18 protein-coding genes are annotated in these 24,819 nt (G+C 65.4%); 16 read left to right on the top strand and 2 right to left on the bottom strand.

Features of this window, described 5'->3' with window-relative positions; translation table 11 throughout:
- The first annotated feature begins 1 nt into the window (after position 1).
- The 3 genes from LXT13_RS17480 to LXT13_RS17470 are packed head-to-tail and all read left to right on the top strand — an operon-like array spanning position 2 to position 2,915.
- A complete protein-coding gene (locus tag LXT13_RS17480; protein WP_233373243.1) occupies positions 2-946 on the top strand; it encodes an ABC transporter permease in 945 nt (314 codons plus the stop codon).
- Entirely contained in the window at positions 943-1,923 is a 981-nt protein-coding gene (locus LXT13_RS17475) for an ABC transporter ATP-binding protein (RefSeq protein WP_233373242.1), read from the top strand. Before LXT13_RS17480 ends, LXT13_RS17475 begins: the two co-directional genes overlap by 4 nt.
- Entirely contained in the window at positions 1,920-2,915 is a 996-nt protein-coding gene (locus LXT13_RS17470) for an ABC transporter ATP-binding protein (protein WP_233373241.1), read from the top strand. The genes LXT13_RS17475 and LXT13_RS17470 overlap by 4 nt, the downstream gene beginning before the upstream one ends.
- Here the strand turns inward: LXT13_RS17470 and lptM are convergent.
- Complete coding sequence (lptM, locus tag LXT13_RS17465) at positions 2,912-3,037, bottom strand: LPS translocon maturation chaperone LptM (protein ID WP_233373570.1); 126 nt, start codon at positions 3,035-3,037, stop codon at positions 2,912-2,914. The two genes, LXT13_RS17470 and lptM, sit on opposite strands and share 4 nt — an antisense overlap.
- A gap of 56 nt (positions 3,038-3,093) precedes the next feature.
- On the opposite strand from lptM, the gene cyaY reads away from it, so the two are divergent.
- Positions 3,094-3,426 (top strand): iron donor protein CyaY, encoded by a 333-nt coding sequence (gene cyaY, locus LXT13_RS17460; protein WP_233373240.1) that lies wholly within the window; start codon positions 3,094-3,096, stop codon positions 3,424-3,426.
- Between the two features lie 15 nt (positions 3,427-3,441).
- Here the strand turns inward: cyaY and LXT13_RS17455 are convergent, their stop codons facing one another.
- Entirely contained in the window at positions 3,442-5,841 is a 2,400-nt protein-coding gene (locus LXT13_RS17455; protein ID WP_233373239.1) for a penicillin-binding protein 1A, read from the bottom strand.
- Positions 5,842-6,125: 284 nt separating this feature from the next.
- On the opposite strand from LXT13_RS17455, the gene LXT13_RS17450 reads away from it, so the two are divergent.
- From LXT13_RS17450 to LXT13_RS17395, 12 genes are all read left to right on the top strand, one after another.
- On the top strand, positions 6,126-7,205 hold the full coding sequence (locus tag LXT13_RS17450) for a pilus assembly protein PilM (RefSeq protein WP_233373238.1): 1,080 nt from the start codon (positions 6,126-6,128) through the stop codon (positions 7,203-7,205).
- On the top strand, positions 7,202-7,804 hold the full coding sequence (locus LXT13_RS17445; protein ID WP_233373237.1) for a PilN domain-containing protein: 603 nt from the start codon (positions 7,202-7,204) through the stop codon (positions 7,802-7,804). Before LXT13_RS17450 ends, LXT13_RS17445 begins: the two co-directional genes overlap by 4 nt.
- A 17-nt stretch (positions 7,805-7,821) precedes the next feature.
- Positions 7,822-8,487, top strand: coding sequence for a type IV pilus inner membrane component PilO (locus LXT13_RS17440; RefSeq protein ID WP_233373236.1), 666 nt, complete (start codon positions 7,822-7,824; stop codon positions 8,485-8,487).
- 5 nt (positions 8,488-8,492) lie between these two features.
- The gene (locus tag LXT13_RS17435; RefSeq protein ID WP_419964688.1) at positions 8,493-9,008 is read left to right on the top strand and encodes a pilus assembly protein PilP; all 516 of its coding nucleotides are present in this window, start codon (positions 8,493-8,495) and stop codon (positions 9,006-9,008) included.
- Positions 9,005-11,188 (top strand): type IV pilus secretin PilQ, encoded by a 2,184-nt coding sequence (locus LXT13_RS17430; protein WP_233373234.1) that lies wholly within the window; start codon positions 9,005-9,007, stop codon positions 11,186-11,188. The genes LXT13_RS17435 and LXT13_RS17430 overlap by 4 nt, the downstream gene beginning before the upstream one ends.
- Before the next feature lie 28 nt (positions 11,189-11,216).
- A complete protein-coding gene (locus LXT13_RS17425; protein ID WP_233373233.1) occupies positions 11,217-14,684 on the top strand; it encodes a beta strand repeat-containing protein in 3,468 nt (1,155 codons plus the stop codon).
- Positions 14,685-14,701: 17 nt separating this feature from the next.
- The gene (locus tag LXT13_RS17420) at positions 14,702-15,241 is read left to right on the top strand and encodes a shikimate kinase (RefSeq protein ID WP_233373232.1); all 540 of its coding nucleotides are present in this window, start codon (positions 14,702-14,704) and stop codon (positions 15,239-15,241) included.
- Between the two features lie 39 nt (positions 15,242-15,280).
- Positions 15,281-16,375: a 3-dehydroquinate synthase gene (aroB, locus tag LXT13_RS17415; protein ID WP_233373231.1), complete on the top strand. Its 1,095-nt coding sequence runs from the start codon at positions 15,281-15,283 to the stop codon at positions 16,373-16,375.
- The gene (locus LXT13_RS17410) at positions 16,375-17,511 is read left to right on the top strand and encodes a deoxyguanosinetriphosphate triphosphohydrolase (protein ID WP_233373230.1); all 1,137 of its coding nucleotides are present in this window, start codon (positions 16,375-16,377) and stop codon (positions 17,509-17,511) included. Before aroB ends, LXT13_RS17410 begins: the two co-directional genes overlap by 1 nt.
- A gap of 54 nt (positions 17,512-17,565) precedes the next feature.
- Complete coding sequence (locus LXT13_RS17405) at positions 17,566-18,273, top strand: REP-associated tyrosine transposase (protein ID WP_233373229.1); 708 nt, start codon at positions 17,566-17,568, stop codon at positions 18,271-18,273.
- Between the two features lie 122 nt (positions 18,274-18,395).
- Positions 18,396-23,156: a glutamate synthase-related protein gene (locus tag LXT13_RS17400; protein ID WP_233373228.1), complete on the top strand. Its 4,761-nt coding sequence runs from the start codon at positions 18,396-18,398 to the stop codon at positions 23,154-23,156.
- Positions 23,157-23,167: 11 nt separating this feature from the next.
- Positions 23,168-24,643, top strand: a complete 1,476-nt coding sequence (locus tag LXT13_RS17395; protein WP_233373227.1) for a glutamate synthase subunit beta — start codon at positions 23,168-23,170, stop codon at positions 24,641-24,643.
- Positions 24,644-24,819 lie beyond the last annotated feature (176 nt).

Genomic DNA, 24,819 nt, shown 5'->3' with positions numbered 1-24,819 from the left:
CATGCCTGTTGACGCCAGTCCCCGCCCCACTGCGTCCGCCAGCGCGCTGCGTGGCTTCTTCGACGGCGACGTGTGGCATTCGTTCCGCACGTCACCCGTGGCCATCGGCGCCGCCGTCGTCGCGCTGCTGTGCCTGGCGTGCGCCGTGCTGGCCGACGCCATCGCGCCTCACAACCCCTTCGACCTGGCCACGCTGGACCTGATGGATGCACTGAAACCGCCCGCGTGGCTGGATGGCGGCGAGCGCCGCTATCTGATTGGCACCGATGGCCAGGGCCGCGACATCCTGTCGGCGCTGATGTACGGTACGCGCATCTCGCTGTTCGTCGGCATCGCGTCGGTGCTGCTGTCGCTGCTGATCGGCGTCGGCCTCGGCCTGCTGGCTGGATTCGTTGGCGGGCGCGTGGATGCCTTCGTCATGCGCTTCTGCGACGTGATGCTGTCCTTCCCGCCCATCCTCGTCGCGCTGATGATCAGTGGCGTCGGTCGCGGTCTGTTTCCTGATGCGCCGGATGCGCTGGCCTTTGTCGTGCTCGTGCTCGCCATCGCGCTGACTGGCTGGGTGCAGTACGCCCGCACCGTGCGCGGCTCGACGCTGGTGGAGCGCAACAAGGAATACGTGCAGGCCGCGCGCGTCATCGGCGTCAGCAGCTTTCGCATCATGCGCCGCCATGTGCTTCCCAACGTGTTGGGGCCGGTGCTGGTGCTGGCGACCATCCAGGTCGCGTCCGCCATCGTCACCGAGGCGACGCTGTCCTTCCTCGGCGTGGGCGTGCCAGTCACGAGCCCCTCGCTCGGCACGCTGATTCGCAATGGCAATGACTACCTGTTCTCCGGCGAATGGTGGATCACCGCCTGGCCGAGCCTGACGCTGGTGCTCATCACGCTCAGCGTGAACCTGCTGGGCGACTGGCTGCGCGACGCGCTGAACCCGAGGCTGCGATGACGGCGCCGCTGCTGGAAGTCCGCCACCTTCGTGTGGAGTTCGCCACCCGTCACGGCACGCTGCGGGCGCTGGACGACGTGTCCTTCTCGATCGCTGCCGGCGAGATCCTCGGCGTCGTTGGTGAGTCCGGCGCCGGCAAGTCGCTGACGGGCGCGGCCATCATCGGCCTGCTCGACCCGCCCGGCCGCATCACGGCCGGCGAGATCCGGCTGGCCGCGCGGCGTATCGACGACCTGCCACCCGAGCAGATGCGGCGTGTGCGCGGCCGCGAGATCGGAGCGGTCTTCCAGGATCCGCTGACCTCGCTGAACCCGCTCTACACGGTGGGTCAGCAGCTCGTCGAGACCATCAGGACGCACCTGAACCTGAGCACCGCGCAGGCGCGCGCCCGCGCCGTCGAGTTGCTTGCGTCCACCGGCATTCCGGCGCCGGAGGCACGTGTGGACCATTACCCGCACCAGTTCTCCGGTGGCATGCGCCAGCGCGTCGTCATCGCGTTGGCGCTGGCGGCGCAGCCGAAGCTCATCGTGGCCGACGAGCCGACGACGGCGCTGGACGTGTCCATCCAGGCGCAGATCATTGCGCTGCTGAAGAAGGTCTGCCGCGAGCAGGGCGCGGCCGTCATGCTCGTCACGCACGACATGGGCGTCATCGCCGAGACTTGCGACCGCGTGGCCGTCATGTACGCGGGACGCATCGCCGAGATCGGGCCGGTGGCTGACGTCATCCACCGGCCGGCCCACCCCTACACCGTCGGCCTCATGGGCTCCATCCCGGCCATGGACGAGGATCGCGAGCGGCTGCTGCAGATCGACGGCTCCATGCCGCGGCTGACGGCCATCCCGCCAGGCTGTGCCTACCACCCCCGCTGCCCGCGCGCGGCCGACCGCTGTCGGGTGGAGCGGCCCGAGCTGGCCGACGTGGGCGCGACGCGCGCCGCCTGTTGGCTGCCTGAGGGGCGGGAGATGGCGCGATGAGCCGGCCGCTCGTGGAGGTCGACGACCTCGCCAAGACCTTCGACGTGTCGGCGCCTTGGCTGAACCGCGTCGTCGAGCGCAAGCCCAAGGCCTTCGTCCATGCGGTCGATGGCGTCTCCTTCGCCATCGAGCGCGGCCGGACGCTGGCCCTTGTCGGCGAGAGCGGCTGCGGCAAGAGCACCGTGGCGCGGCTGCTCGTGGGCCTGTATGGCGCCACGCGCGGGAGTGTCAGCTTCGATGGCGAGGACATTGCCCGCACGCTGGCCGGCGCCGGAGCTGGCGCGTTGCGTCGGCGCATGCAGATGATCTTCCAGGACCCGTACGCGTCGCTGAACCCGCGCTGGCAGGTGCTGGACATCGTCGCCGAGCCGCTGCGCGAACACGGCCTCGTGCGGCACGATGCCGAGGCGCGCGAGCGGGTGGCGGCGCTGCTGGCATCCGTGGGCCTGGCGGCCGCGGATGCCGCCAAGTTCCCGCACCAGTTCTCAGGCGGCCAGCGCCAGCGCATCTCCATCGCGCGGGCGCTCGCGACGCAGCCGGAGTTCCTGGTCTGCGACGAGCCCACGTCGGCGTTGGACGTCTCGGTGCAGGCGCAGGTTTTGAATCTGATGAAGGACCTGCAGCGCGGCCAGGGGCTGACCTATCTGTTCATCTCCCACAACCTCGCCGTCGTGCGCCACATGGCCGATGAGGTCGGCGTCATGTACCTGGGGCGCTTGGTGGAGGTTGCCGGCAAGGCCGAGCTGTTCGCCCGTCCGCGCCATCCCTACACGCGCATGTTGCTGGACGCGATCCCGGACATCCACATGACCGGCCGTGCCCGAACCCCGGTTCAGGGGGAAGTGCCCAACCCACTTCAGCCGCCCACCGGCTGCAGCTTCCACCCGCGCTGCCCGCTGGCGAACGCGCGCTGCAAGGCGGAGCGGCCGGCGCTGCTGGAGACGGGGGGCGTGCGCGTGGCCTGCCACGCGGTCGAAGAAGGTCGCGGCTAGCGCGCAGGCGCTGAGGCCGGGCCGGGCGACGAGGCGGCCGCCGCGGCCGGTGCCGGCAGCGTCAGCGGCCCCTTCTGGCCGCAACCCGCCGATGCGATGAGGGTGATCGCCAGGGCCGCCATCCTCGCGATGGCGCGGCCCCCTACACTGACGACAGTCGTTTTCATCCGGTCAGTTTATGTCCCTCTCCGACGCCGAATACCACGCCAGGGCCCACGCCTTGCTCGCCCGCATCGAGACGCAGATCGACGCCTGGCTGGAGAGCGACGTCGTGGACATCGACACCCACCGCACTGGCGGCCTGCTGGAACTGAGTCTGCCGGGCGGCAGCAAGATCGTCATCAACACCCAGCCGCCGCTGCAGGAGATCTGGCTGGCGGCGCGCTCGGGCGGCTACCACTTCAGGTGGGACGGTGCGCAGTGGGTGGACCGCGAGGGCCAGGAATTCCTGGCCCGGCTGTCCCGCAGCACCAGCGAGCAGGCCGGCAAGGCGCTGACGTTCAGCGCCTGAGTTGCCGGCAGGCTCCTAGCGCTTGAAGAGGTCGAGGATCGACTTCTTCTCGTCCTCGGTGGCCGCCGGCGGTGCATTCGGCTCGTTGGCCAGCTCGCGCACGCCGTTGCCGGCGGTGTATTCCTCGTAGAACCATTCGCCATTGATGTTGACGACGCCTTCGGGCGGCGCCACCTCGTCGACTGGCTTGTTCTTCAACGCCGTCTGCATGTACTCGATCCACACCGGCAGGCTCAGGCCGCCGCCGGTCTCGCGGTCGCCCAGCTTGCGTGGCTGGTCGTAGCCGATCCAGACGATGGCGACCAGGTCCTTCTGGTAGCCGGCGAACCAGGCGTCCATCGAGTCGTTGGTCGTGCCGGTTTTGCCGTAGATGTCGGGCCGCTTGAGCGTCGCCTGCGCGCGGGCCGCCGTGCCGCTGCGCGCGACCTCCTGCAGCAGCGTGCTCATCATGAAGGCATTGCGCGGCTCGATGGCCCGGGCGTCTTCGCCCAGCGTCGTCGGCAGCGCCTCGTAGAGCAGGCGGCCCTTGTTGTCGGTGATGCGGGCGATGAGCTGCGGACTGACGCGGAAGCCGCCGTTGGCAAACACCGAATAGGCCTGTGCCATCTGCATCGGCGTGACGGAGCCGGCACCGAGCGCCATCGTCAGGTAGGCCGGGTGCTTCTCAGCCTCGAAACCGAAGCGCGTGATCCAGTCCTGCGCGTACTTCACGCCGATGGAGTGCAGCACGCGGATGGACACCATGTTCTTGGACTTGGCGAGCGCCACGTGCAGCGGCATCGGGCCCTCGAACTTGCCGTCGTAGTTCTTGGGTTCCCACGGCTGGCTGCCGGTCGTGCCGGCGTCGAAGAACAGCGGTGCATCGTTAACGACGGTGGCCGGCGTGAAGCCCTTCTCAAGCGCGGCCGAGTAGATGAACGGCTTGAAGCTGGAGCCGGGCTGGCGCCAGGCCTGCGTCACGTGGTTGAACTTGTTCTTGTTGTAGTCAAAGCCGCCAACCATGGCGCGCACCTGGCCGTTGTGCGGGTCCAGCGACACAAAGGCGCCCTCGACCTCGGGCAGCTGCGTGATCGTCCACTCGTTGCCGTCCTTCTGCTTGGCCACCTTGACGACGCGGATGACGGCGCCACGGCGGATGCGTGTCTTGGGGTTGCCCTTGTCGGACAGTCCAGAGGTGGCGGGCTTGAGGCCGTCGCCAGTGACGGTGATCGCATCGCCACTTTGCAGCACGGCGGTCACTTTCTTGGGATCGGCGTCCAGCACGACGGCAGCGAGCAGCTCGTCGTTGGCCGGGTGGTCGGCCAGCAGCTCGGCGATGCGCGCATCCAGCGCCTTGGCGTCGCCCGGCAGGTCGGCATAGGCCTCGGGGCCGCGATAGACCTGGCGCCGCTCGTAGTCCAGGATGCCGCGGCGCAGCGCGCGGTAGGCGGTGTTCTGCTCGGCGCTGTTGAGCGTCAGGTAGACGTTCAGCCCCCGGGAGTAGGCCTCGTCGCCGTACTGGTTGAAGATCAGCTGCCGCGCCGCCTCGGCGACGAACTCGGCATGCGAGACCGACTCGTTGACCGGTCGGATGCGCAGCTTCTCAGCCTTGGCCTCGTCGCGCTGCTCCTCGGTGATGTAACCGGTCTCGTACATCCGCTCGATGATGTACTGCTGGCGGATGGCGGCCCGGCGCGGGTTGTTGATCGGGTTGTAAGCGGACGGTGCCTTGGGCAGGCCGGCCAGCATCGCCGCCTCGGCGACGCTGAGCTTGTCCAGCGTCTTGCCAAAGTAGACCTCGCTCGCCGCCGCGAAGCCATGCGCGCGGTGTCCCAGGAAGATCTGGTTCATGTAGATCTCGAGGATCTTCTCCTTGGGCAGCGCCGACTCGATCTTCAGCGCCAGCAGGATCTCGTAGATCTTGCGAGTGAATGTCTTCTCCGTGGACAGGTAGAAGTTGCGCGCCACCTGCATCGTGATCGTGGACGCGCCCTGGCTGCGCGACTCGCTGACGTTGGCCAGCCCGGCGCGGATGACGCCGAGGTAGTCCACGCCGCCGTGCTGGTAGAAGCGTGCGTCTTCAATGGCCAGCACGGCTTCCTGCATGACCTTGGGGATTTGCTCGATCGGCAGATAGCTGCGGCGCTCCTCGCCGAACTCGCCTAGCAGCACCCCATCGCTGGACAGCACGCGCATCGGCAGCTTGGGGCGGTAGTCGGTCAGCCCGTTGATGTCGGGCAGCTTGGGGTAGGCCAGCGCCAGGCCCAGCGCCAGCAGTAGCGCGATGGCCAGGATGCCGCCAGCCAGCAGTCCGACTGCCCAAAGGGCCAGCCGCCGCAGGCGTCTGCTCCAGGAAGGGGCGGGGGAGGAAGGAATGGCGGGGCCGGCGGAGGGGGTGGCGGGAGAAGGCGCGGCGGGGCGAGGCTTGTCGTTCATGAGCCGGCAGAAGCGCGCCCTTGGCGCAGGGGATCGAGGCGTTGGATTATAGGAAGCGGCTGTTGACTAACCTGTATACGAAAGAAGCTTGTAAACAGTGTGCCAAACGACCGCTGTACGGGCGTTTCCCAGGAGCCTTTCCATGGGGAGGTTGGTGTATGTTTAGCAACGTGGCGTTACCAGCTGGCGCCGAATTTGCGTTCGGTGTCAAAGGCTTTGCTGCTAGCATTCAAGTAACTTATTAATAGTCCGATACGTAACTCGACGCATCGGCAACAAAGGGCATGGGAATACTTGACGCACTTTTGGGGCGCACGCACCCACCCTTGATTGGGCTGGATATCAGTTCTTCCAGCGTCAAGCTGGTGGAGCTGAGCCAGACCAAGAGCGGCGAGTTCGTCTTGGAGCGTTTCGCAAGCGAGCCCTTCGAGAAGGGCTGGATTGCTGACGGCCAGATCGAGAAGTTCGATGAGGTGGCTGACGCCGTGCGCCGTGTCGTGGCCCGAAGCGGCTCCAGGACGCGTGATGCCGCGCTCGCGATGCCGCAGTCGGCCGTCATCACCAAGAAGATCATGCTGCCCGCCGGCCTTCGCGAGGAAGAGCTGGAGTTGCAGGTCGAGGCGGAGGCCAATCAGTACATCCCGTTCTCGCTGGATGAAGTCAGCCTGGACTTCTGCGTCATCGGCCCCAGCCCCACGTCCGTCGGCGACGTCGAGGTGCTGATTGCCGCATCGCGCAAGGACCGGGTGCAGGACCGCCAGGGCTTGGCCGAAGCCGCCGGCCTGCGTCCCGTCGTGCTCGACATCGAGTCCCACGCCTCCCGCATGGCGATGGGCCGGCTCGTCGCAGCGCTGCCCAACGAGGGCAAGGATGCGCTGGTGGCGCTCTTTGAAATCGGTGCCGACACGACCAGCCTCAAAGTGCTGCGCGATGAGGAACTGCTCTATGACCGTGACCAGTCCTTCGGCGGTTCGCAGCTGACGCAGCTCATCTCACGCCAGTACGGTTTCTCCTTCGAGGAGGCCGAGCAGAAGAAGCTTTCCAGTGACCTGCCGGACGACTACGAAGTCAGCGTGCTCAATCCCTTCGTGGACAGCCTGTCGCAGGAAATCGGTCGTGCGCTGCAGTATTTCTTCACCAGCACGCCGCATCACAAGGTGCACTACGTGATGCTGGCCGGCGGCACTGCCACGCTGCCAGGCCTCAAGGAGCGTGTGACTGACCTGACCGGTTTCGCCTGCATGGTCGTCAACCCCTTCGAGAACATGGCCATGGGCTCCGCGGTGCGCGAGTCCAAGCTGCAGCGTGAGGCGCCGTCCTACCTGACCGCCTGCGGCCTCGCGATGCGGAGGTTCTTCCAGTGATCCTGATCAACCTGCTGCCTTACCGTGAGGAAAGGCGCAAGCGGCGCAAAGTCGCGTTCTTCGCCGGCCTGGGGCTGGCGGCCCTGGTCGGCGCGGGCATCGTCGTGGCTGCCTACTTGCTGCTGCAGTTCCTCACGCAGGAGCAGCAGTCGCACAACCAGTACATCCAGAGCGAAATCACGCGGCTGGAGGCGCAGATCAAGGACATCGCCAACTTGAAGGCCGAGATCGAGGCGCTGAAGTCGCGGCAGCGCGCGGTCGAAGACCTGCAGACCGATCGCAACACGCCGGTGCAGTTGCTCAACGACCTCGCGCGGCTGGCTCCTGAAGGCATCTATCTGACGGCCATCCGGCAGACGGACAAGGTCGTCACCATCAGCGGCATCGCCCAGACGAACGAGCGCGTGTCGGAATTCCTGCGCAACGTGTCGCGCAGTTCGGAATGGCTTGAGAAACCCGATCTCATCGAGGTCAAGCTGGCCAACGTCAGCACCAACACAAGGGACCAGCGCCGTCTGCTCGACTTCTCCATGAAGGTCTCGATCAAGGCGCCGCCGCGCGACGCCGCATCCGGTGCCTCGGCGCCGAAGAAGGGTTGACCGACATGGCGACTTCCATGCCCAAGATCGACCTGAATGCCTGGTTCGCGAACCTCTCGGAGCAGTTCCAGGGTCTCAACCCCAAGGAGCCCGGCCAATGGCCGCTGGCGCCCAAGCTGGCATCTGCTCTCGCGGTCGTGCTGGCTGTCGTGGCGGCAGGCTATTTCTTCCTGCTGTCAGATGTGCAGGCCAACCTGGAGGCCGAGCGCAACCGTGAGCCGCAGCTGCGCGAGGATTTCCGCAACAAGCTGGGGCAGGCGGTGAATCTGCCTGAGCTGCGCAAGCAGAAGAGCCAGGTCGAGGAGTACGTGACGCAGCTTGAGAAGCAACTGCCTGGCAAGGCAGAGATCGACTCGCTGTTGTCGGACATCAGCAGCGCGGGTGTCGGCCGTGGGCTTCAGTTCGAGCTGTTCCGCCCGGGGCAGGAAGTGGTCAAGGACTACTACGCCGAATTGCCCATCTCGCTGCGCGTTTCGGGCCGCTATCACGACATCGGCTCCTTCGCGGCCGACGTGTCCAACCTCTCGCGCATCGTGACGCTGCACAACCTCATCGTCGTCGCGCCCCCCAATCCCAATGCGCCGTTGAGCATGGAAGTGACCGCCCGGACCTATCGCTACCTCGATGCCGCTGAAGTGGCCGAGCAGCGCAAGGCCGCCGCCAAGGCCGGAGGCAAGAAATGAGGCGTATGCTGATTTGCCTGGGTGCCGCGGCTGGGCTGGCCGGCTGCAGCAGCGATATCGACGAGCTGCGCCAGTGGATGGACCAGCAGCGCAAGGAGGCGAAGCCCTCGGTGCCGCCGCTGTTGCCTCCCAAGAAATTCCTGCCGCAGCCCTATGAGGCCGGCACCGGGGTGGACCCGTTCAGCACGCAGAAGCTCAGCGTGGCTATCAAACAGGAAGCCGCGCAGCCAAGCTCGCTGCTGACGGCCGAGATCAACCGTCGCAAGGAACCGCTGGAGGCCTACCCGCTCGATGGCATGGCCATGGTGGGCAGCCTGACGCGCGACAAGCAGCGCTATGCGCTGCTGCAGGTCGACGGGCTGCTCTATCAGGTCAAGGCCGGGGACCACCTCGGCCAGAACTTCGGGCGGATCACGAAGATCAGCGAAACCGAAATCACGTTGCGAGAAGTCGTCCAGGACGCTGCGGGCGAGTGGATCGAGCGCACCAGTACCCTCCAGCTGCAGGAGAAGGGACGATGAAGACATTGGAGAACATCTCGATGGGCCGTAGCTGGTTGCTGGGAGCCGCCTTTGCGCTGTTGAGCGCGCCTGCCGCCTGGGCACAGACCCAGATCAAGGCGATCAACACCAGCCAGCAGGCGGGTGTGGATGTGGTGCGCATCGAGCTCAGTGAGCCGCTGTCCGCCGTTCCGACGGGCTTCACCATCCAGACGCCGCCCCGCATCGCCATCGACCTGCCGGGCGTCGTCAACGGCATCGGTCGCAACCAGCTCGAGCTGAACCAGGGCAACTTGCGTTCGGCTGCGGTGGCCCAGGCCGGCGAACGTTCCCGCATCGTGCTGAACCTGCGCCAGGCTGCGAACTACAGCGCCAAGCTGGAGGGCAATGCACTGGTGCTCGTCGTGGGCGGCGCGGCCCCGGCGGCGCAGGCGGCCGGTGAGCCGGTGCACTTCGCGCAGAGCCTCAATACGGCGCCGCAGTCGCTGCGCGACGTCGATTTCCGCCGCGGTTCCGATGGCGCCGGTCGCGTGATCGTCAACCTGCCCAGCAACCAGGTGGGTGTCGACATCCAGCAGCAGGGCCAGAGCCTCGTCGTCGAGTTCCTGCGCTCCAGCCTGCCGGAGAACCTGCGTCGCAAGATCGATGTGACCGACTTCGGCACGCCGGTCCAGATGATCACGACGACGCAGTCCGGCGACCGCGTTCGCATGGTCGTCGAGCCCAAGGGCAACTGGGAACACAGCGCCTACCAGAGCGACAACCAGTTCGTGCTGGAGGTACGGCCCCAGAAGGTCGATCCCAACAAGTTGACGCAAGGCCCCGGCTACGCGGGCGACAAGCTGTCGCTGAACTTCCAGAACATCGAAGTTCGCGCGCTGCTGCAGGTCATCGCCGACTTCACGAACTTCAACGTCGTCACCAGCGATACGGTGACGGGCAACGTCACGTTGCGGTTGAAGGACGTGCCGTGGGACCAGGCGCTGGACATCATCATGCAGGCCAAGGGCCTCGGCCTGAAGAAGTCCGGCAACGTGCTGTGGATCGCGCCGAAGGATGAGTTGGCGACGAAGGAGAAGCTGGATCTGCAGGCCAAGGCCGATATCGCTCAGCTCGAGCCGGTGCGGACGCAGTCCTTCCAGCTCAACTACGTGAAGGCCGAGGAACTCGCCAAGGGCCTGGCAGGGCAAAGCACCGGCAGCAGCGGCAGTTCGTCCGGCACGACGACCAAGATCCTGTCGCCGCGTGGCAGCGTCATCTCCGAGTCGCGTACGAACCAGCTGTTTGTCTCCGACATCCCGAGCAAGCTCGAAGAGATCCAGGCGATGATCGCCAAGATCGACGTGCCGGTGCGGCAGGTGCTGATCGAGGCCCGCATCGTCGAAGCCAACGATCGTTTCGGCCGGGCGCTGGGTGTCAAGCTGGGGACGAACGACATTCGCGGTCAACAGGGGGGCGTTCCTGGCTACAGCGTGGGTGGCGGTAACTACCTGACCTTGGGCGGCAACTACAACGGCGTCACCTACCAGACCAATCAGCCGGGTTCAGCGGCCCCCTCCAACTCAGCCAACCCCGGTGCGTTCAACAACCCGAACTTCGTGAACCTGGGCGCCAACGTCTCGTCGGACAGCTTTGCAGGTGCAGTTGCGCAGACCTTCGCGGTCTCGCTGTTCAGCGCGACGGCGAACCGGTTCCTGAACCTGGAGCTGTCCGCTCTCGAGTCCGACGGCAAGGGCAAGATCGTGTCAAGCCCGCGTGTCATCACGGCCGATCAGGTCAAGGCGCTCATCGAGCAAGGCGAAGAACTGCCCTACCAGGTCGCCACGTCCAGCGGCGCGACGTCCATCGCCTTCCGCAAGGCCAACCTGAAGCTGGAAGTCACGCCGCAGATCACGCCCGAGGGCAGTGTCATTCTCAGCGTCGATGTCAACAAGGACAGCCGCGGTACGCTGACGCCTCAGGGTTATGCGATCAACACCAAGCATGTGCAGACCCAGGTGCTGGTCGAGAACGGTGGCACGGTCGTCATCGGCGGCATCTATACCCAGGACGAGGGTGAGTCGGTTGACAAGGTGCCGTTGCTCGGCGACGTGCCCTTCGTCGGCAACCTGTTCAAGAACAAGACGCGCACCTCCTCCAAGACCGAGCTGTTGATCTTTCTGACGCCCAAGGTCGTCAGTGAGCGGGCCGCGGTGCGCTAAGACATTCAGAGATTTCAGGAGTTTGAGCATGTTGCAATCCATCGTCACGCAGGGCTGGCGCCGACTGGCGCAGGCCGTGCTGGGGCTGGGAATGGCCGCCCTTTTGTCGGCCTGTGGGGGCGGTGGTGGGAGCGCCGGTGATACGGTGTTCCCGGCGCCGGGAAGCGGTGGCGGCACGGGCGGCGGTGGTACTACCGGGCCAACGGCCGCTGATCTCGTCGTCACGCTCAGCGGCTCCACGCTGCCGACTGATGGCACCGGCTCCGTGCTGGTCACCGTCTATGCGGTCGACGCCAAGCGCAACACGATTGCCGATGTGCCGGTGTCGATTTCCGTCGACTCCAACGCACTGATCTCCACCAGCGCTGCCAAGACGGACTCGACTGGTGTCGTGACGGGTTCCGTCAAGATCGGTTCCGATCAATCGAAGCGCACGATCACAGTTACGGCAGCCAGCGGCTCCATCACGAAGACGGCACAGGTTTCGGTTGTCACGCCATCGCCGACGGGCAATACCAGCGGTCCTTCGCTCACCGTGGGCTTGTCGGCGACGCAGATCACGCCAGCGGTCGGCTCCACCGTCACGGTGCAGCTCAAGTCTGCTACTGGCGTGGCGTTGTCCGATGTGGTGGTGAGTCTGGCGACCGGCCGTGGCAATCTGGCAGACCTCTCGGTCGCCACAGTACGTACCGATGGCAGCGGCCAGGCGACAGCTCAGTTGAAGGCTGGTACCGCCGGCATTACCGGCGCCGACTACGTGACGGCATTCGCGACGATCGGCTCCACCACGGTCAGCGCTCAGCAGGCCTTCACCGTCACCGGCGCTTTGCCGACGTTGACCGTGAGCCCGGCGAACGTGACGCTGCGACTATCCCAGCCGGCACCCCAGGTGACGGCTACGTTGCGCGATGCCGCCGGCAACCCGGTGGCGAATCAGGTGGTTACGTTCACACCCTCGTCCACCATCAACGTGACGCCGACGCCGGGTTCGGCGCCAACGGATACCAACGGCATCGTGGGCAGCACGCTGAAGCTGAGCAACTTCGCCGGCACCAGCTCGTCGACTGACACGCTCCGTGTCACGGCCAACTATGCGGACCAATTCCTGGCCAGCAACGTCGTCGTGCAGATCGTCGGCGAGACGCCGACTGCCACGATGACGCTTGCCAACTCCAACATCGGCGGATCCATCACATCGTCGACGGCCAGCGTGCTCGTGCGCGACGTGAGTGGCGTTGCGGTCGCGGGCCAACTGGTTCAGTTCACCTCGCAGTTCGGGCTCGTCAAGTTCGACGCCTCCACCGCGCTGACCGATGGGACTGGTGTCGCCAAGGTCACGGTGACTCCTTCCAACTCCACTTCGAACGGTGCTGACGTCGTCAAGGCCACGGTTACGGTCAACGGCATCGATGCGACCGATAGCAAGCCGGTCCAAGTCGTCAGTGCAACGTCGCCGGGCGCGCCAGTGCTGCAGCTGGGCTTGTCTTCTGCTTCAGTGAGCGCGGCGGTGCCTGCCACAGTGACCGCGACATTGACCGACTCACGCGGACAGCCGGTACCCGGCCAGGTCGTCACCTTCGCCGTCGTGCGCGGCCTGGGTAAGACCAATGTCGGCACGGCCCTTACGGATGTCAACGGCAAGGCAGTGGCGTTGCTGTCGCCGGCGACGGCGGCCTCCGCCGGGGCGGATGAGGTCACGGCTGCGGTCCAGTACGGCGGAACGTCGCTGTCGGCGACGCAAGGTTTCCAAGTCCAGGCAACCAACGCGACGATCGTCAGCTTCACCGGGCCTACTTCTTTGTCGGCCTATGCGCAGGACACGCTGACACTGACGTTGGCCGGTGCATCCGTTGATTCGCCGGTGAAACTGAGCGTGTCGTCCTCATGCGCAGCAGTAGGTAAGGCGACCGTTTCGCCGGCCTCCATCTCGGCGACCAGCAACACCATTTCGCTGCAATACCGTGACAACGGTTGCGGTGCAGTGCAGCCGTCCGACCTGTTGCAGGTCGTCATCGACGGCACGTCAACGGCCAAGCAGCTGACGATGTCCATTGCAGCGCCAGCCGCCGTCAGCCTGGCGTTCATCGAGTCGAAGCCGGAGCAGATTTTCCTGAAGGGCTCCGGTTTTACCGAGTCGTCCATCGTGACTTTCGAGGTGCGTGACGCCGCGGGCAACCCGCTGCCGAACAAGACGGTTGAGCTGCGGCTGCAAACCGGTGCCGGCGGCGTGACGATGGAAGGGCGTGCGGTCGAATCGGTGAACCCGCCGTCAGCCAATCCGTTCACGCAGACGTCTAATGCACTGGGCCGCGTGTCGGTGCGTGTGAACTCCGGTACCCAGCCGACACCCGTGCGTGTCCATGCCTGCCTGGCGCCTTGCACGGCCAGCGGGTCGATCGCCACGGTGTCGAGCAACCTGAGCGTGGGTATCGGTCTGCCATCGCAGCTGAACTTCTCGATGTCGCAGCAAACTATCAACATCGAGGGCTACAACAGGGACAACGAGCCGAACACCTACACGCTGATAGCGGCCGACCGCTCGGGCAACCCGGTGCCGATCGGTACGACGATCAACTTCGTGACCGAAGGTGGCCAGGTCGAGTCGAGTAAGCAGATCTCCCAGACGAACGGGATTTCGCAGGCAACGGCCAACTTCGCTTCGGCACAACCGAAGCCTGTTGATGGCCGGGTGACTGTCGTGGCTTACGCGTTGGGTGAGGAGTCGTTCATCGATACGAACGGCAACAACATCTACGACGCGGGCGAAGAGTTCCAGGACCTGGGCAACATCTTCAAGGATCGCAACTACGACGGTTTCTACGACGCGAGCTTCGACGAGTTCATCGGCACCAATCTCGCGGGTAATACCAACACGGCCTGCGTCCCGCCGACGACGGTCGCGATCTTTGGCTTGACGGCTTACACGCCGAGCGTCCCTGGCACCTGTGACGGCAAGTGGACTGGCTCTGGCCAGATCTACGTGCGCCGTGCGGTTGAGACGGTGTTGTCCACTTCGACGGCTCGGCCGCTTTGGCCGGGCGGTGACTCGCGCATCGTCAACGTCAACGGCACGCTTCCCATGCAGACCGGGCCGACGACCAGCCAGGTGAGCAACCTGTACGTCGCTTCTGGAGACACCATCTGCAATGCTGGAGCGACGGGCAGCTTTAGCTTGCTGGCGTCGGATGCAAATGCTGGCCTGCTGAAGTCGGGTCTGGCTCTGCCCATCAATTACAGTGATCAGAACAGCTACATCGTGCTGCCGCGCCTGAACCCGATGCCTGCGGGCACCGTCGTGTCTGCTGCCACGCCGACGCAAGGTTTCTCGGTCACCGTTGCCGGTGGCTCCCCGGTGCCTAGCACCAGCCAGGCCAATCTGGTGTCGATCGGCTACAACTTCGACACGGCGTCTGCGGGTTCAGTGACAGTGACCTTCACCAGCCCCCGTGGTACCGGAACGTCCTACAACTTCACGGTGAAGAGGACTTGCCCTTAAAGCTCTCGCTCGTCGGCATGCCCGGCGGTGGCAAGTCCACCGTCGGGAAACAACTGGCACGCCACATCGGCGTGCCTTTTGTCGATTCGGACCACGAAATCGAGCAGCGCATCGGCGGCAGCATCAAGCAGTTCTTCGAGCGTCACGGCGAAGAAGCGTTCAGGGACATCGAGACGGAAGTCATTGGCGATTTGACGGCCCGTCCCGGTGACTGCGTGCTGGCCACCGGCGGCGGTGCCGTGCTGCGGGAGCGCAATCGAGAACTGCTTCATGCCGGCACGACCGTGCTGTATCTGCGCTCCACGCCAGAGGACCTGTATCGCCGGCTTCGGCACGACACGACCCGGCCGCTTCTTCAAGTGAAGGATCCGCTCGCGAGGTTGCGGGAGCTGCACCACCAGCGCGACCCGCTCTACCGTCGCTGCGCGCACTACGTGCTGGAGAGCGCGCGGCCCACGGTGCAGGCCCTCGTCAACATGGCGCTGATGCAACTGGAACTTGCGGGCCTGCTGGACCCGGCGCGCGTTGCCGCGACCGTCGGCGCCGAACCGCAGTAACGGGCCGGGTGGCCGTGGAGGGCTCTTACACTCCCTCGCATGCCTGCCCCTGACACCGTCCGCATCCACCTCCCCGACGCTCGCAGCTACGACATCCGCATCGGCGCCGGATTGCTGGACGATGCGAACAGCTGGCAAGGCCTGCCCAAGGCGGCCACGGCGGTCATCGTCACCAACGAAACGGTCGCCCCGCTCTACGCCGAGCGGCTTTGTGGACAACTGCGCGGCGTCTATGGGCGCGTGGATCTGGTCGTGCTGCCCGATGGCGAGCAACACAAGGACTGGAACAGCCTTAACCAGGTGTTCGACCACTTGCTTGGCCAGGCACTCGACCGCAAGACGGTCCTGTTCGCACTGGGCGGTGGCGTCATCGGCGACATGACGGGATTCGCCGCGGCGATCTACATGCGCGGTGTACCTTTCGTGCAGGTGCCCACTACGCTGCTGGCGCAGGTGGACTCTTCTGTCGGCGGCAAGACGGCGATCAATCATCCGCTCGGCAAGAACATGGTCGGCGCGTTCTACCAGCCCGAGCGCGTCATCGCGGACCTGGACACGCTGGACACGCTGCCCGAACGCGAACTGCGCGCCGGCCTTGCGGAGATCATCAAGTACGGGCCCATCGCGGATGCCGCCTTCCTCGACTGGATCGAAGTCCACCTTGATGCGCTGCTGGCGCGCGACAAGGCGGCGCTGGCCCACGCGGTGCGGCGCAGCTGCGAGATCAAGGCCGACGTGGTGAGCCAGGACGAACGCGAGCAAGGGCTGCGGGCCATCCTCAATTTCGGACACACCATTGGCCATGCGATTGAGGCCGGCCTCGGCTATGGCGCCTGGCTGCACGGCGAAGCGGTAGCCTGCGGCATGGTGCTGGCGGCCGATTTGTCACGGCGCGTCGGCTTGATGCCGGAGAGCTTTGTCGAGCGTCTGCGCCGGCTTGTCGAGCGTGCCGGGTTGCCCACGCAACCACCCCGATTGGGCGCTGACCGCTATCTGCAGCTGATGCGCGTAGACAAGAAGGCGGAGTCGGGCGCCATCCGCTTCGTGCTCGTTGAGGCGCTGGGCCGTGCCGGATTGCACTCGGTGCCCGACGCGGTGATCGCCGAAACCCTGGTGGCGTACGGGGCGGCGTGATGCGCCAGGCGCGCCCGGTCTACGCCGCAGACCCGGCGCGCAGCCGCGGGCGCCGACTGGCCGAGCCCCCGGCGCCGACGCGCAGCGATTTCCAGCGCGACCGCGACCGCATCATCCACAGCACCGCCTTCCGGCGCCTGGTCTACAAGACACAGGTCTTCCTCAACCACGAGGGCGACCTGTTCCGCACGCGGCTGACGCATTCGCTGGAGGTGGCCCAGCTGGGGCGTTCCATCGCGCGCAGTCTAGGTCTCGATGAGGACCTCGTCGAAGCTGTCGCGCTGGCCCATGATCTGGGTCATACGCCCTTCGGCCATGCCGGGCAGGACGTGCTGGATGAATGCATGGCGGGGCACGGCGGGTTCGAGCACAACCTGCAGTCGCTGCGCGTCGTAGATCATCTGGAGCAGCGGTATCCGCTTTTCGACGGACTGAACCTGTGCTTCGAGACCCGGGAGGGGATCCTGAAGCATTGCTCGCGTCGCAACGCGGAATTGATCGAGCAAGCCGAGCCGGGCGGCATCGCAGCACGCTTTCTGCGCGGCGGCCAGCCCAGCCTTGAGGCGCAGTTGTGCAACCTCGCCGATGAGGTCGCCTACAACGCCCACGACGTCGATGACGGCGTCCGCTCGGGCCTCATCGAGCTGGAGCAGTTGCTGGACGTGGAACTCGTGCGCGAACACTGGCAGGCGTCGCTGGACGCGCACCCTGCATTGACCGGCAAGCGGCTGCTCTTCGAGACCATCCGCCGCATGCTGTCCGCCCAGGTCTACGACATCATCGATGCCAGCAGTCAGGCAATTGCCGAGGCTGCGCCGGCGACCGCCGACGACGTGCGGTGCTGCGAACGGCCGCTGATGAGGTTCAGCGTCGACATGCGCACGAAGAGCACGGCGCTCAAGCGCTTTTTGTTTGCCAACCTGTACCGGCACTCTCAGGTACAGGCCACGCGGGCGCGGGCCGAGGAAGTGTTGCGCGACTTGTTCGCCATCTACGCGACCGACCCTGCGCAGCTGCCGACCGACTTTCGCCAGCGCCCGGATCGTGAGCGTGCATGTGCCGACTACATCGCGGGCATGACCGACCGGTTTGCCATCCGCGAACACCAGAGGCTGACGGGCAAGCTGCTCTTCTGAAAATGGGGTCGGAGTCAACTATCCTCAAGGCTTCTCCTTGTGGCTTTGTGGACCATGGCTCGCCTCCCTCGTCTGATCCTCCCTGATCAACCGCATCATGTGATCCTGCGCGGCAACAACCGGCAGCCTATCTTCCACAGTGACGGGGATCGCCGGCAACTGCTGGAGACGCTCGCAGAAGCGGCGAAGCTGTATCTGGTCGCCATTCACGCCTACGTGTTGATGGACAACCATTTCCATCTGTTGGTGACGCCCTCAGACGCCGACGGCCTGAGCCGGATGATGCAATCGCTCGGGCGGCGTTACGTGGGCTGGTTCAATGCACGGCATCAGCGGAGCGGGACGTTGTGGGAAGGCCGCTTTCGCGCAGGCCTCGTCGAAGGCGAACGTCATCTGTTGGCGTGCATGCGCTATATCGAACTCAACCCCGTTCGGTCCGGCCTGTGTGCCGCGCCGGAGGAGTGGCCGTGGTCGAGTGTCACGCATCACCTGGGGCTGGCGCGAAGCATGCTGATCACGGAGCACCCGCTGTACTGGGCCCTCGGCAACACACCGTTCGAGCGTGAGCATGCCTACAGGGAGTTCATCTCGCAGGGAGTTCCGCGCGCCGAACAGGTGCAATTCACCGAGGCGGTGCTGAGGGGGCGGCCACTGGCAAGCGAGGACTTCCTAAGGCCGCTGGTCGCGACGCACGCAGCGGTCGTGACACGGCGTCCAAGGGGGCGGCCTCGAAAAGCGACGGCCGCCTCCGATCAACTATGACCCTATTTATTCTTTTGCCGAGAGGTGCGGCAATTTAAATCGACTCCGACCCCATTTTATTCGGGTTGCTGCGTTTTGCAGCATGAATTACGCTCGCCTCTGTTGTGTTCCAGGAGGCCGACATGAGCCAAGCCGCGCAGATTCAATCCGAACTTCATGACCTCGCCGAGCACGGGCTCTACCGGCCAGCCAATGAAAAGGACGCCTGCGGCCTGGGCTTCGTAGCTCATATCAAGGGTCACAAGGCCCACAACATCGTCCAGCAGGGTCTGAAGATCCTCGAGAACCTGGACCATCGGGGCGCCGTCGGTGCCGACAAGCTGATGGGCGACGGTGCCGGCATCCTGATCCAGATCCCCGACGAGTTCTATCGCGAGGAGATGGCCAAGCAGGGCATCTCCCTGCCGCCGCCCGGCGAGTACGGCGTCGGCATGATCTTCCTGCCGAAGGAAGCCGCCTCGCGCCTGGCTTGCGAGCAGGAACTGGCCCGCGCCATCAAGGCCGAAGGTCAGGTGCTGATCGGCTGGCGCGACGTACCGGTCGACCGTGACATGCCCATGTCACCCACCGTCCGCGAGAAGGAGCCGGTGATCCGCCAGATCTTCATCGGCCGCGGCCCGGACATCATCGTCCCCGACGCACTGGAGCGGAAGCTCTACGTCATCCGCAAGACGGCCTCCAGCGCCATCCAGGCGCTGCAGCTGACGCACAGCCGCGAGTACTACGTGCCCAGCATGAGCTGCCGCACAGTCATCTACAAGGGCCTGCTGCTTGCCGACCAGGTCGGCAAGTACTACCAGGACCTGGCCGACCCGCGCGTCGTGTCCGCCATCGCCCTGGTCCACCAGCGCTTCTCGACCAACACCTTCCCCGAGTGGCCGCTGGCCCACCCGTATCGAATGGTCTGCCATAACGGCGAGATCAACACGGTCAAGGGCAACTTCAACTGGATGCGCGCCCGCGAAGGCGTCATGAAGTCGCCGGTGCTGGGTGACGACCTGCAGAAGCTCTACCCGATCAGCTTCGAACACCAATCCGACACGGCCACGTTCGACAACGCCATCGAGCTGCTGACGATGGCCGGCTACCCGCTCGCGCACGCCGCGATGATGATGATCCCGGAAGCCTGGGAGCAGCACGAAGGCATGGATGAGCGCCGCCGCGCGTTCTACGAGTACCACGCCGCCATGATGGAGCCGTGGGACGGCCCCGCGGCGATGGCCTTCACCGACGGCCGCCAAGTCTGCGCCGCGCTGGACCGCAACGGTCTGCGCCCGGCCCGCTACTGCATCACCGACGACGACCTCGTCGTCATGGCGTCCGAGTCCGGCGTGCTGCCCATCCCAGAAAGCAAGATCGTCAAAAAGTGGCGCCTGCAGCCGGGCAAGATGTTCCTCATCGACCTGGAGCAGGGCCGCATCGTCGATGACGAAGAGCTGAAGAACCAGTACGCCAACGCCCGTCCCTACCGCCAGTGGATCGAGAACGTCCGCGTCAAGTTGGACGACATCGCCGTGGCGCCCGAGGCCGCTCGCCCGGCCTTTGCCACGCCGCTGCTGCAGCGCCAGCAAGCCTTCGGCACGACGCAGGAAGACATCAAGTTCCTGCTCGCCCCGATGGCCGCCAACGGCGAAGAAGGCATCGGCTCGATGGGCAACGACTCACCGCTGGCGGTGCTGTCGGGCAAGAACAAGCCGCTCTACAACTACTTCAAGCAGCTCTTCGCCCAAGTCACAAACCCGCCGATCGACCCGATCCGCGAAAACATCGTGATGTCGCTGAACAGCTTCATCGGCCCCAAGCCGAACCTGCTTGACATCAACGCGATCAACCCGCCGATGCGCCTCGAAGTCAGCCAGCCCGTGCTGGACTTCGACGACATGGCCCGCCTGCGCCATATCGAAGGTCCGACCAACGGCAAGTTCAAGTCCTGCGAACTGGACATCACCTACCCGGTCGGCTGGGGCCGCGCCGGTGTCGAAGCGCAACTGGCCTCGCTTTGCGCCTCGGCCGTGGACGCCATCAAGACCGGCCACAACATCCTCATCATCACGGACCGCAATGTCAGTGCCGACCGCATCGCGATTCCCGCGCTGCTGGCCTTGTCCGCCGTCCACCACCACTTGGTGCGTGAAGGCCTGCGCACGACGGCCGGCCTGGTCGTCGAGACCGGCACCGCCCGTGAAGTGCACCACTTCGCCGTGCTGGCCGGTTACGGCGCCGAAGCCGTCCACCCCTACCTCGCGCTGGAAACGCTCGAGGCCATGAAGGACGAGCTGCCGCCCAAGCTGACCGCCGAGCAAGCCCGCTACAACTACATCAAGGCTGTCGGCAAGGGCCTGTCGAAGATCATGTCCAAGATGGGCATCTCGACCTACATGTCCTACTGCGGCGCACAGATCTTCGAGGCCATCGGCCTGAAGGCGGACTTCGTCGAGAAGTACTTCCGCGGCACGGCCACACAAGTGGGCGGCATCGGCGTGTTCGAGGTCGCTGAAGAAGCCATCCGCATGCACGAAGGCGCCTTCGGCGACGACCCGCTGCTCGAGACGATGCTGGAGACCGGCGGCGAGTACGCCTGGCGCAGTCGCGGCGAAGAGCACATGTGGACGCCGGATGCCATCGCCAAGCTGCAGCACAGCGCGCGCAGCGGCAAGTTCGAGACGTACAAGGAATACGCGCAGATCGTCAACGACCAGAGCAAGCGTCACATGACGTTGCGCGGTCTGTTCGAGTTCAAGTTCGATCCGTCCAAGGCGGTGCCGCTGGAAGAAGTCGAATCAGCGGCCGAGATCGTCAAGCGCTTCGCCACCGGCGCCATGTCGCTGGGCTCCATCTCCACCGAAGCTCACGCGACGCTGGCCGTCGCGATGAACCGCATCGGCGGCAAGAGCAACACGGGCGAGGGCGGTGAAGACCCGGCCCGCTACCGCAACGAGCTCAAGGGCATCAAGATCGTTGGCGGCGCCAAGATCGGCGACGTGCTCGGCCACAAGATCATGGAGGCCGACTACGAGCTGCAAGAAGGCGACAGCCTGCGCTCCAAGATCAAGCAGGTCGCGTCGGGCCGCTTCGGTGTCACCACCGAATACCTCGTCAGCGCCGACCAGATCCAGATCAAGATGGCCCAGGGCGCCAAGCCCGGAGAAGGCGGCCAGCTGCCCGGCGGCAAGGTGTCCGAGTACATCGGCTTTCTGCGCCACTCGGTGCCGGGTGTGGGCCTCATCAGCCCTCCGCCGCACCACGACATCTATTCCATCGAAGACCTGGCCCAGCTCATCCATGACCTGAAGAACGTCAACCCCAAGGCGGACGTGTCGGTCAAGCTGGTGTCGGAAGTCGGCGTCGGTACCGTTGCGACCGGCGTGGCCAAGTGCAAGGCCGACCACATCGTCATCGCCGGCCACGACGGCGGCACGGGCGCCTCGCCCTGGTCGTCCATCAAGCACTGCGGCACGCCGTGGGAGCTGGGCCTGGCCGAGACGCAGCAGACGCTGGTCGTCAACCGCCTGCGTGGCCGCGTGCGCGTCCAGGCCGACGGCCAGATGAAGACTGGCCGCGACGTTGTCATCGGCGCACTGCTGGGTGCCGACGAGTTCGGCTTCGCGACCGCGCCGCTGGTGGCCGAGGGCTGCATCATGATGCGCAAGTGCCACCTGAACACCTGCCCGGTGGGCGTGGCGACGCAAGACCCGGTGCTGCGCAAGAAGTTCACCGGCCGCCCCGAGCATGTCGTCAACTACTTCTTCTTCGTCGCTGAAGAGGCGCGCCAGATCATGGCCCAGCTCGGCGTGCGCAAGTTCGACGAGCTGATCGGCCGCAGCGACTGGCTGGACACCAAGAAGGCGATCTCGCACTGGAAGGCCAAGGGCCTGGACTTCGCCCGCATCTTCCACCGTCCGAACGTGCCGGCCGACGTGGCCCGCATCCACAACGACGTTCAGGACCACGGCCTGGAGCGCGCGCTCGACGTGAAGCTCATCGAGAAGTGCCTGCCCGCCTTCGAGAAGGGCGAGAAGGTGCAGTTCATGCAGGAGGTGACCAACGTCCGCCGCTCGGTCGGCGCGCGCCTGTCCGGCGAGCTGATCCGCCTCAGGCCCGAAGGGCTGCCCGACCACACCATCTTCATCCAGATGGAAGGCACGGGCGGCCAGAGCTTCGGCGCCTTCCTGGCGCAGGGCATCAGCTTCTACCTGATCGGTGACGCCAACGACTACACCGGTAAGGGTCTGTCGGGTGGCCGCGTCGTCGTGCGTCCCAGCATCGACTTCCGCGGCGACGCGACGAAGAACATCATCGTCGGCAACACCGCGCTGATCGGCGCGACGCGCGGCGAGGCCTTCTTCCGCGGCGTGGCGGGCGAGCGGTTCGCGGTGCGCCTGTCGGGCGCCACGGCGGTCGTCGAAGGCACCGGCGACCACGGCTGCGAGTACATGACCGGCGGCACCGTGGCCGTGCTGGGAAAGACCGGCCGCAACTTCGCCGCCGGCATGAGCGGTGGCATCGCCTACGTCTACGACGAGGACGGCCACTTCGCCAAGCGCTGCAACACCAGCATGGTCACGCTGGAGAAGCTGATGACGGCGCAGGAGCAGGAAGCCAGCGTCGACAAGGCGATCTGGCACCGCACCAAGGGTGTCGACGGCGTGGACCGCGAGGCCCAGACCGACGAGGCCATCCTGCGCAAGCTGCTGGAAGACCACCACCGCTGGACCGGCAGCCAGCGTGCGCGCGACATCCTCGACCACTGGGCCGAGTCGCGCACCAAGTTCGTCAAGGTGTTCCCGAACGAATACCGCCGCGCCCTGGGCGAGCTCAATGCCGCCAAGGAAGCCGCCACCACCATCGCCCAGGCCAAGGCGCCTGTGGCCGCCAAGGTCTAAGGAGTCGCGTCATGGGGAAAGTCACTGGCTTCCTGGAATACGAGCGTCTGGAAGAGGGCTACGAGCCCGTCACCGCTCGCGTCAAGAACTACAAGGAATTCGTCATCGGTCTGAACGTCGAGCAGGCCAAGCAGCAGGGCGCCCGCTGCATGGACTGCGGCACGCCGTTCTGCAACAACGGCTGCCCGGTCAACAACGTCATCCCGGACTTCAACGACCTGGTCTACAAGGGCCGACCGGAAGACTGGAAGAACGCCATCACCGTTCTGCACAGCACCAACAACTTCCCCGAGTTCACCGGCCGCATCTGCCCTGCGCCCTGCGAGGCAGCCTGCACGCTCAACGTCAATGACGACGCGGTGGGTATCAAGTCCATCGAGCACGCCATCATCGATCGTGCCTGGGCCGAAGGCTGGGTGCAGCCGCAGCCGCCCAAGGTCAAGACCGGCAAAAAAGTGGCCATCGTCGGCGCCGGGCCCGCCGGCCTGGCGGCCGCTCAGCAGCTGGCGCGCGTCGGCCACAGCGTCACCGTGTTCGAGAAGAACGACCGCGTCGGTGGCCTGCTGCGTTACGGCATCCCGGACTTCAAGATGGAGAAGTCCCATATCGACCGCCGCGTCGAGCAGATGAAGGCCGAGGGCGTCGAGTTCCGCACCGGCGTCATGGTTGCCGCGCTGCCCGAAGGTTCCAAGGTCACCAACTGGGCCAAGGACACCATCTCGGCCGACGAGCTGAAGAGCCAGTTCGACGCCGTGCTGCTGACCGGCGGTGCCGAGCAGTCGCGCGACCTTCCCGTGCCGGGCCGTGACCTGGCCGGCGTGCACTTCGCGATGGAGTTCCTGCCGCAGCAGAACAAGGTCAACGCCGGCGACAAGCTGAAGAACCAGATCCGCGCCGATGGCAAGCATGTCATCGTCATCGGCGGTGGTGACACCGGCTCCGACTGCGTCGGTACCAGCAACCGTCATGGCGCCAAGAGCGTCGTGCAGTTCGAGCTGATGCCCCAGCCGCCGGAAGTGGAAGATCGCCCGCTGACCTGGCCCTACTGGCCGATCAAGCTGCGTACGTCGTCCAGCCATGAAGAGGGCTGCGAACGCGAGTTCGCAATCGCCACGAAGGAATTCATCGGCGAGAAGGGCAAGCTCACCGGCGTCAAGACAGTGCGCCTGCAATGGCAGGGCGGCAAGATGACCGAGGTTGAAGGCAGCGAGCAGGTCCTGAAGGCCGACCTGGCCTTCCTGGCGATGGGTTTCGTGTCGCCGGTCGCGACCATCCTGGACGCCTTCGGTGTCGACAAAGACCAGCGCGGCAATGGCAAGGCATCGACCGAAGGCGCCAATGCCTACAAGACCAACGTCGACAAGGTGTTTGCCGCTGGCGACATGCGTCGCGGCCAGAGCCTCGTGGTCTGGGCCATCCGCGAGGGCCGCCAGGCTGCCAAGGCGGTGGACGAATTCCTGATGGGAGCGAGCAGCCTGCCGCGCTGAGCGTTCTGACACTCGCAAATGAAGAAAGCCGCCCGTGAGGGCGGCTTTCTTGTTTTGTGCGCTCAGCATGAGCGCACTTCTCGCGGGTGCAAGTCCCGTCGTAAGTTGATCACAGCGAACGAAGCGAAGCGCAACTGCATGAGGGTGACCGGGTGTGGGAAGGAAGCGTGGAGCGA

This window comes from Pelomonas cellulosilytica (assembly GCF_021353265.1).
Taxonomy (GTDB): Bacteria; Pseudomonadota; Gammaproteobacteria; order Burkholderiales; family Burkholderiaceae_C; genus Pelomonas; species Pelomonas cellulosilytica.
The sequence above is the reverse complement of the archived record's forward strand: the minus strand, read 5'-3'. Positions and strand labels throughout refer to the sequence as shown.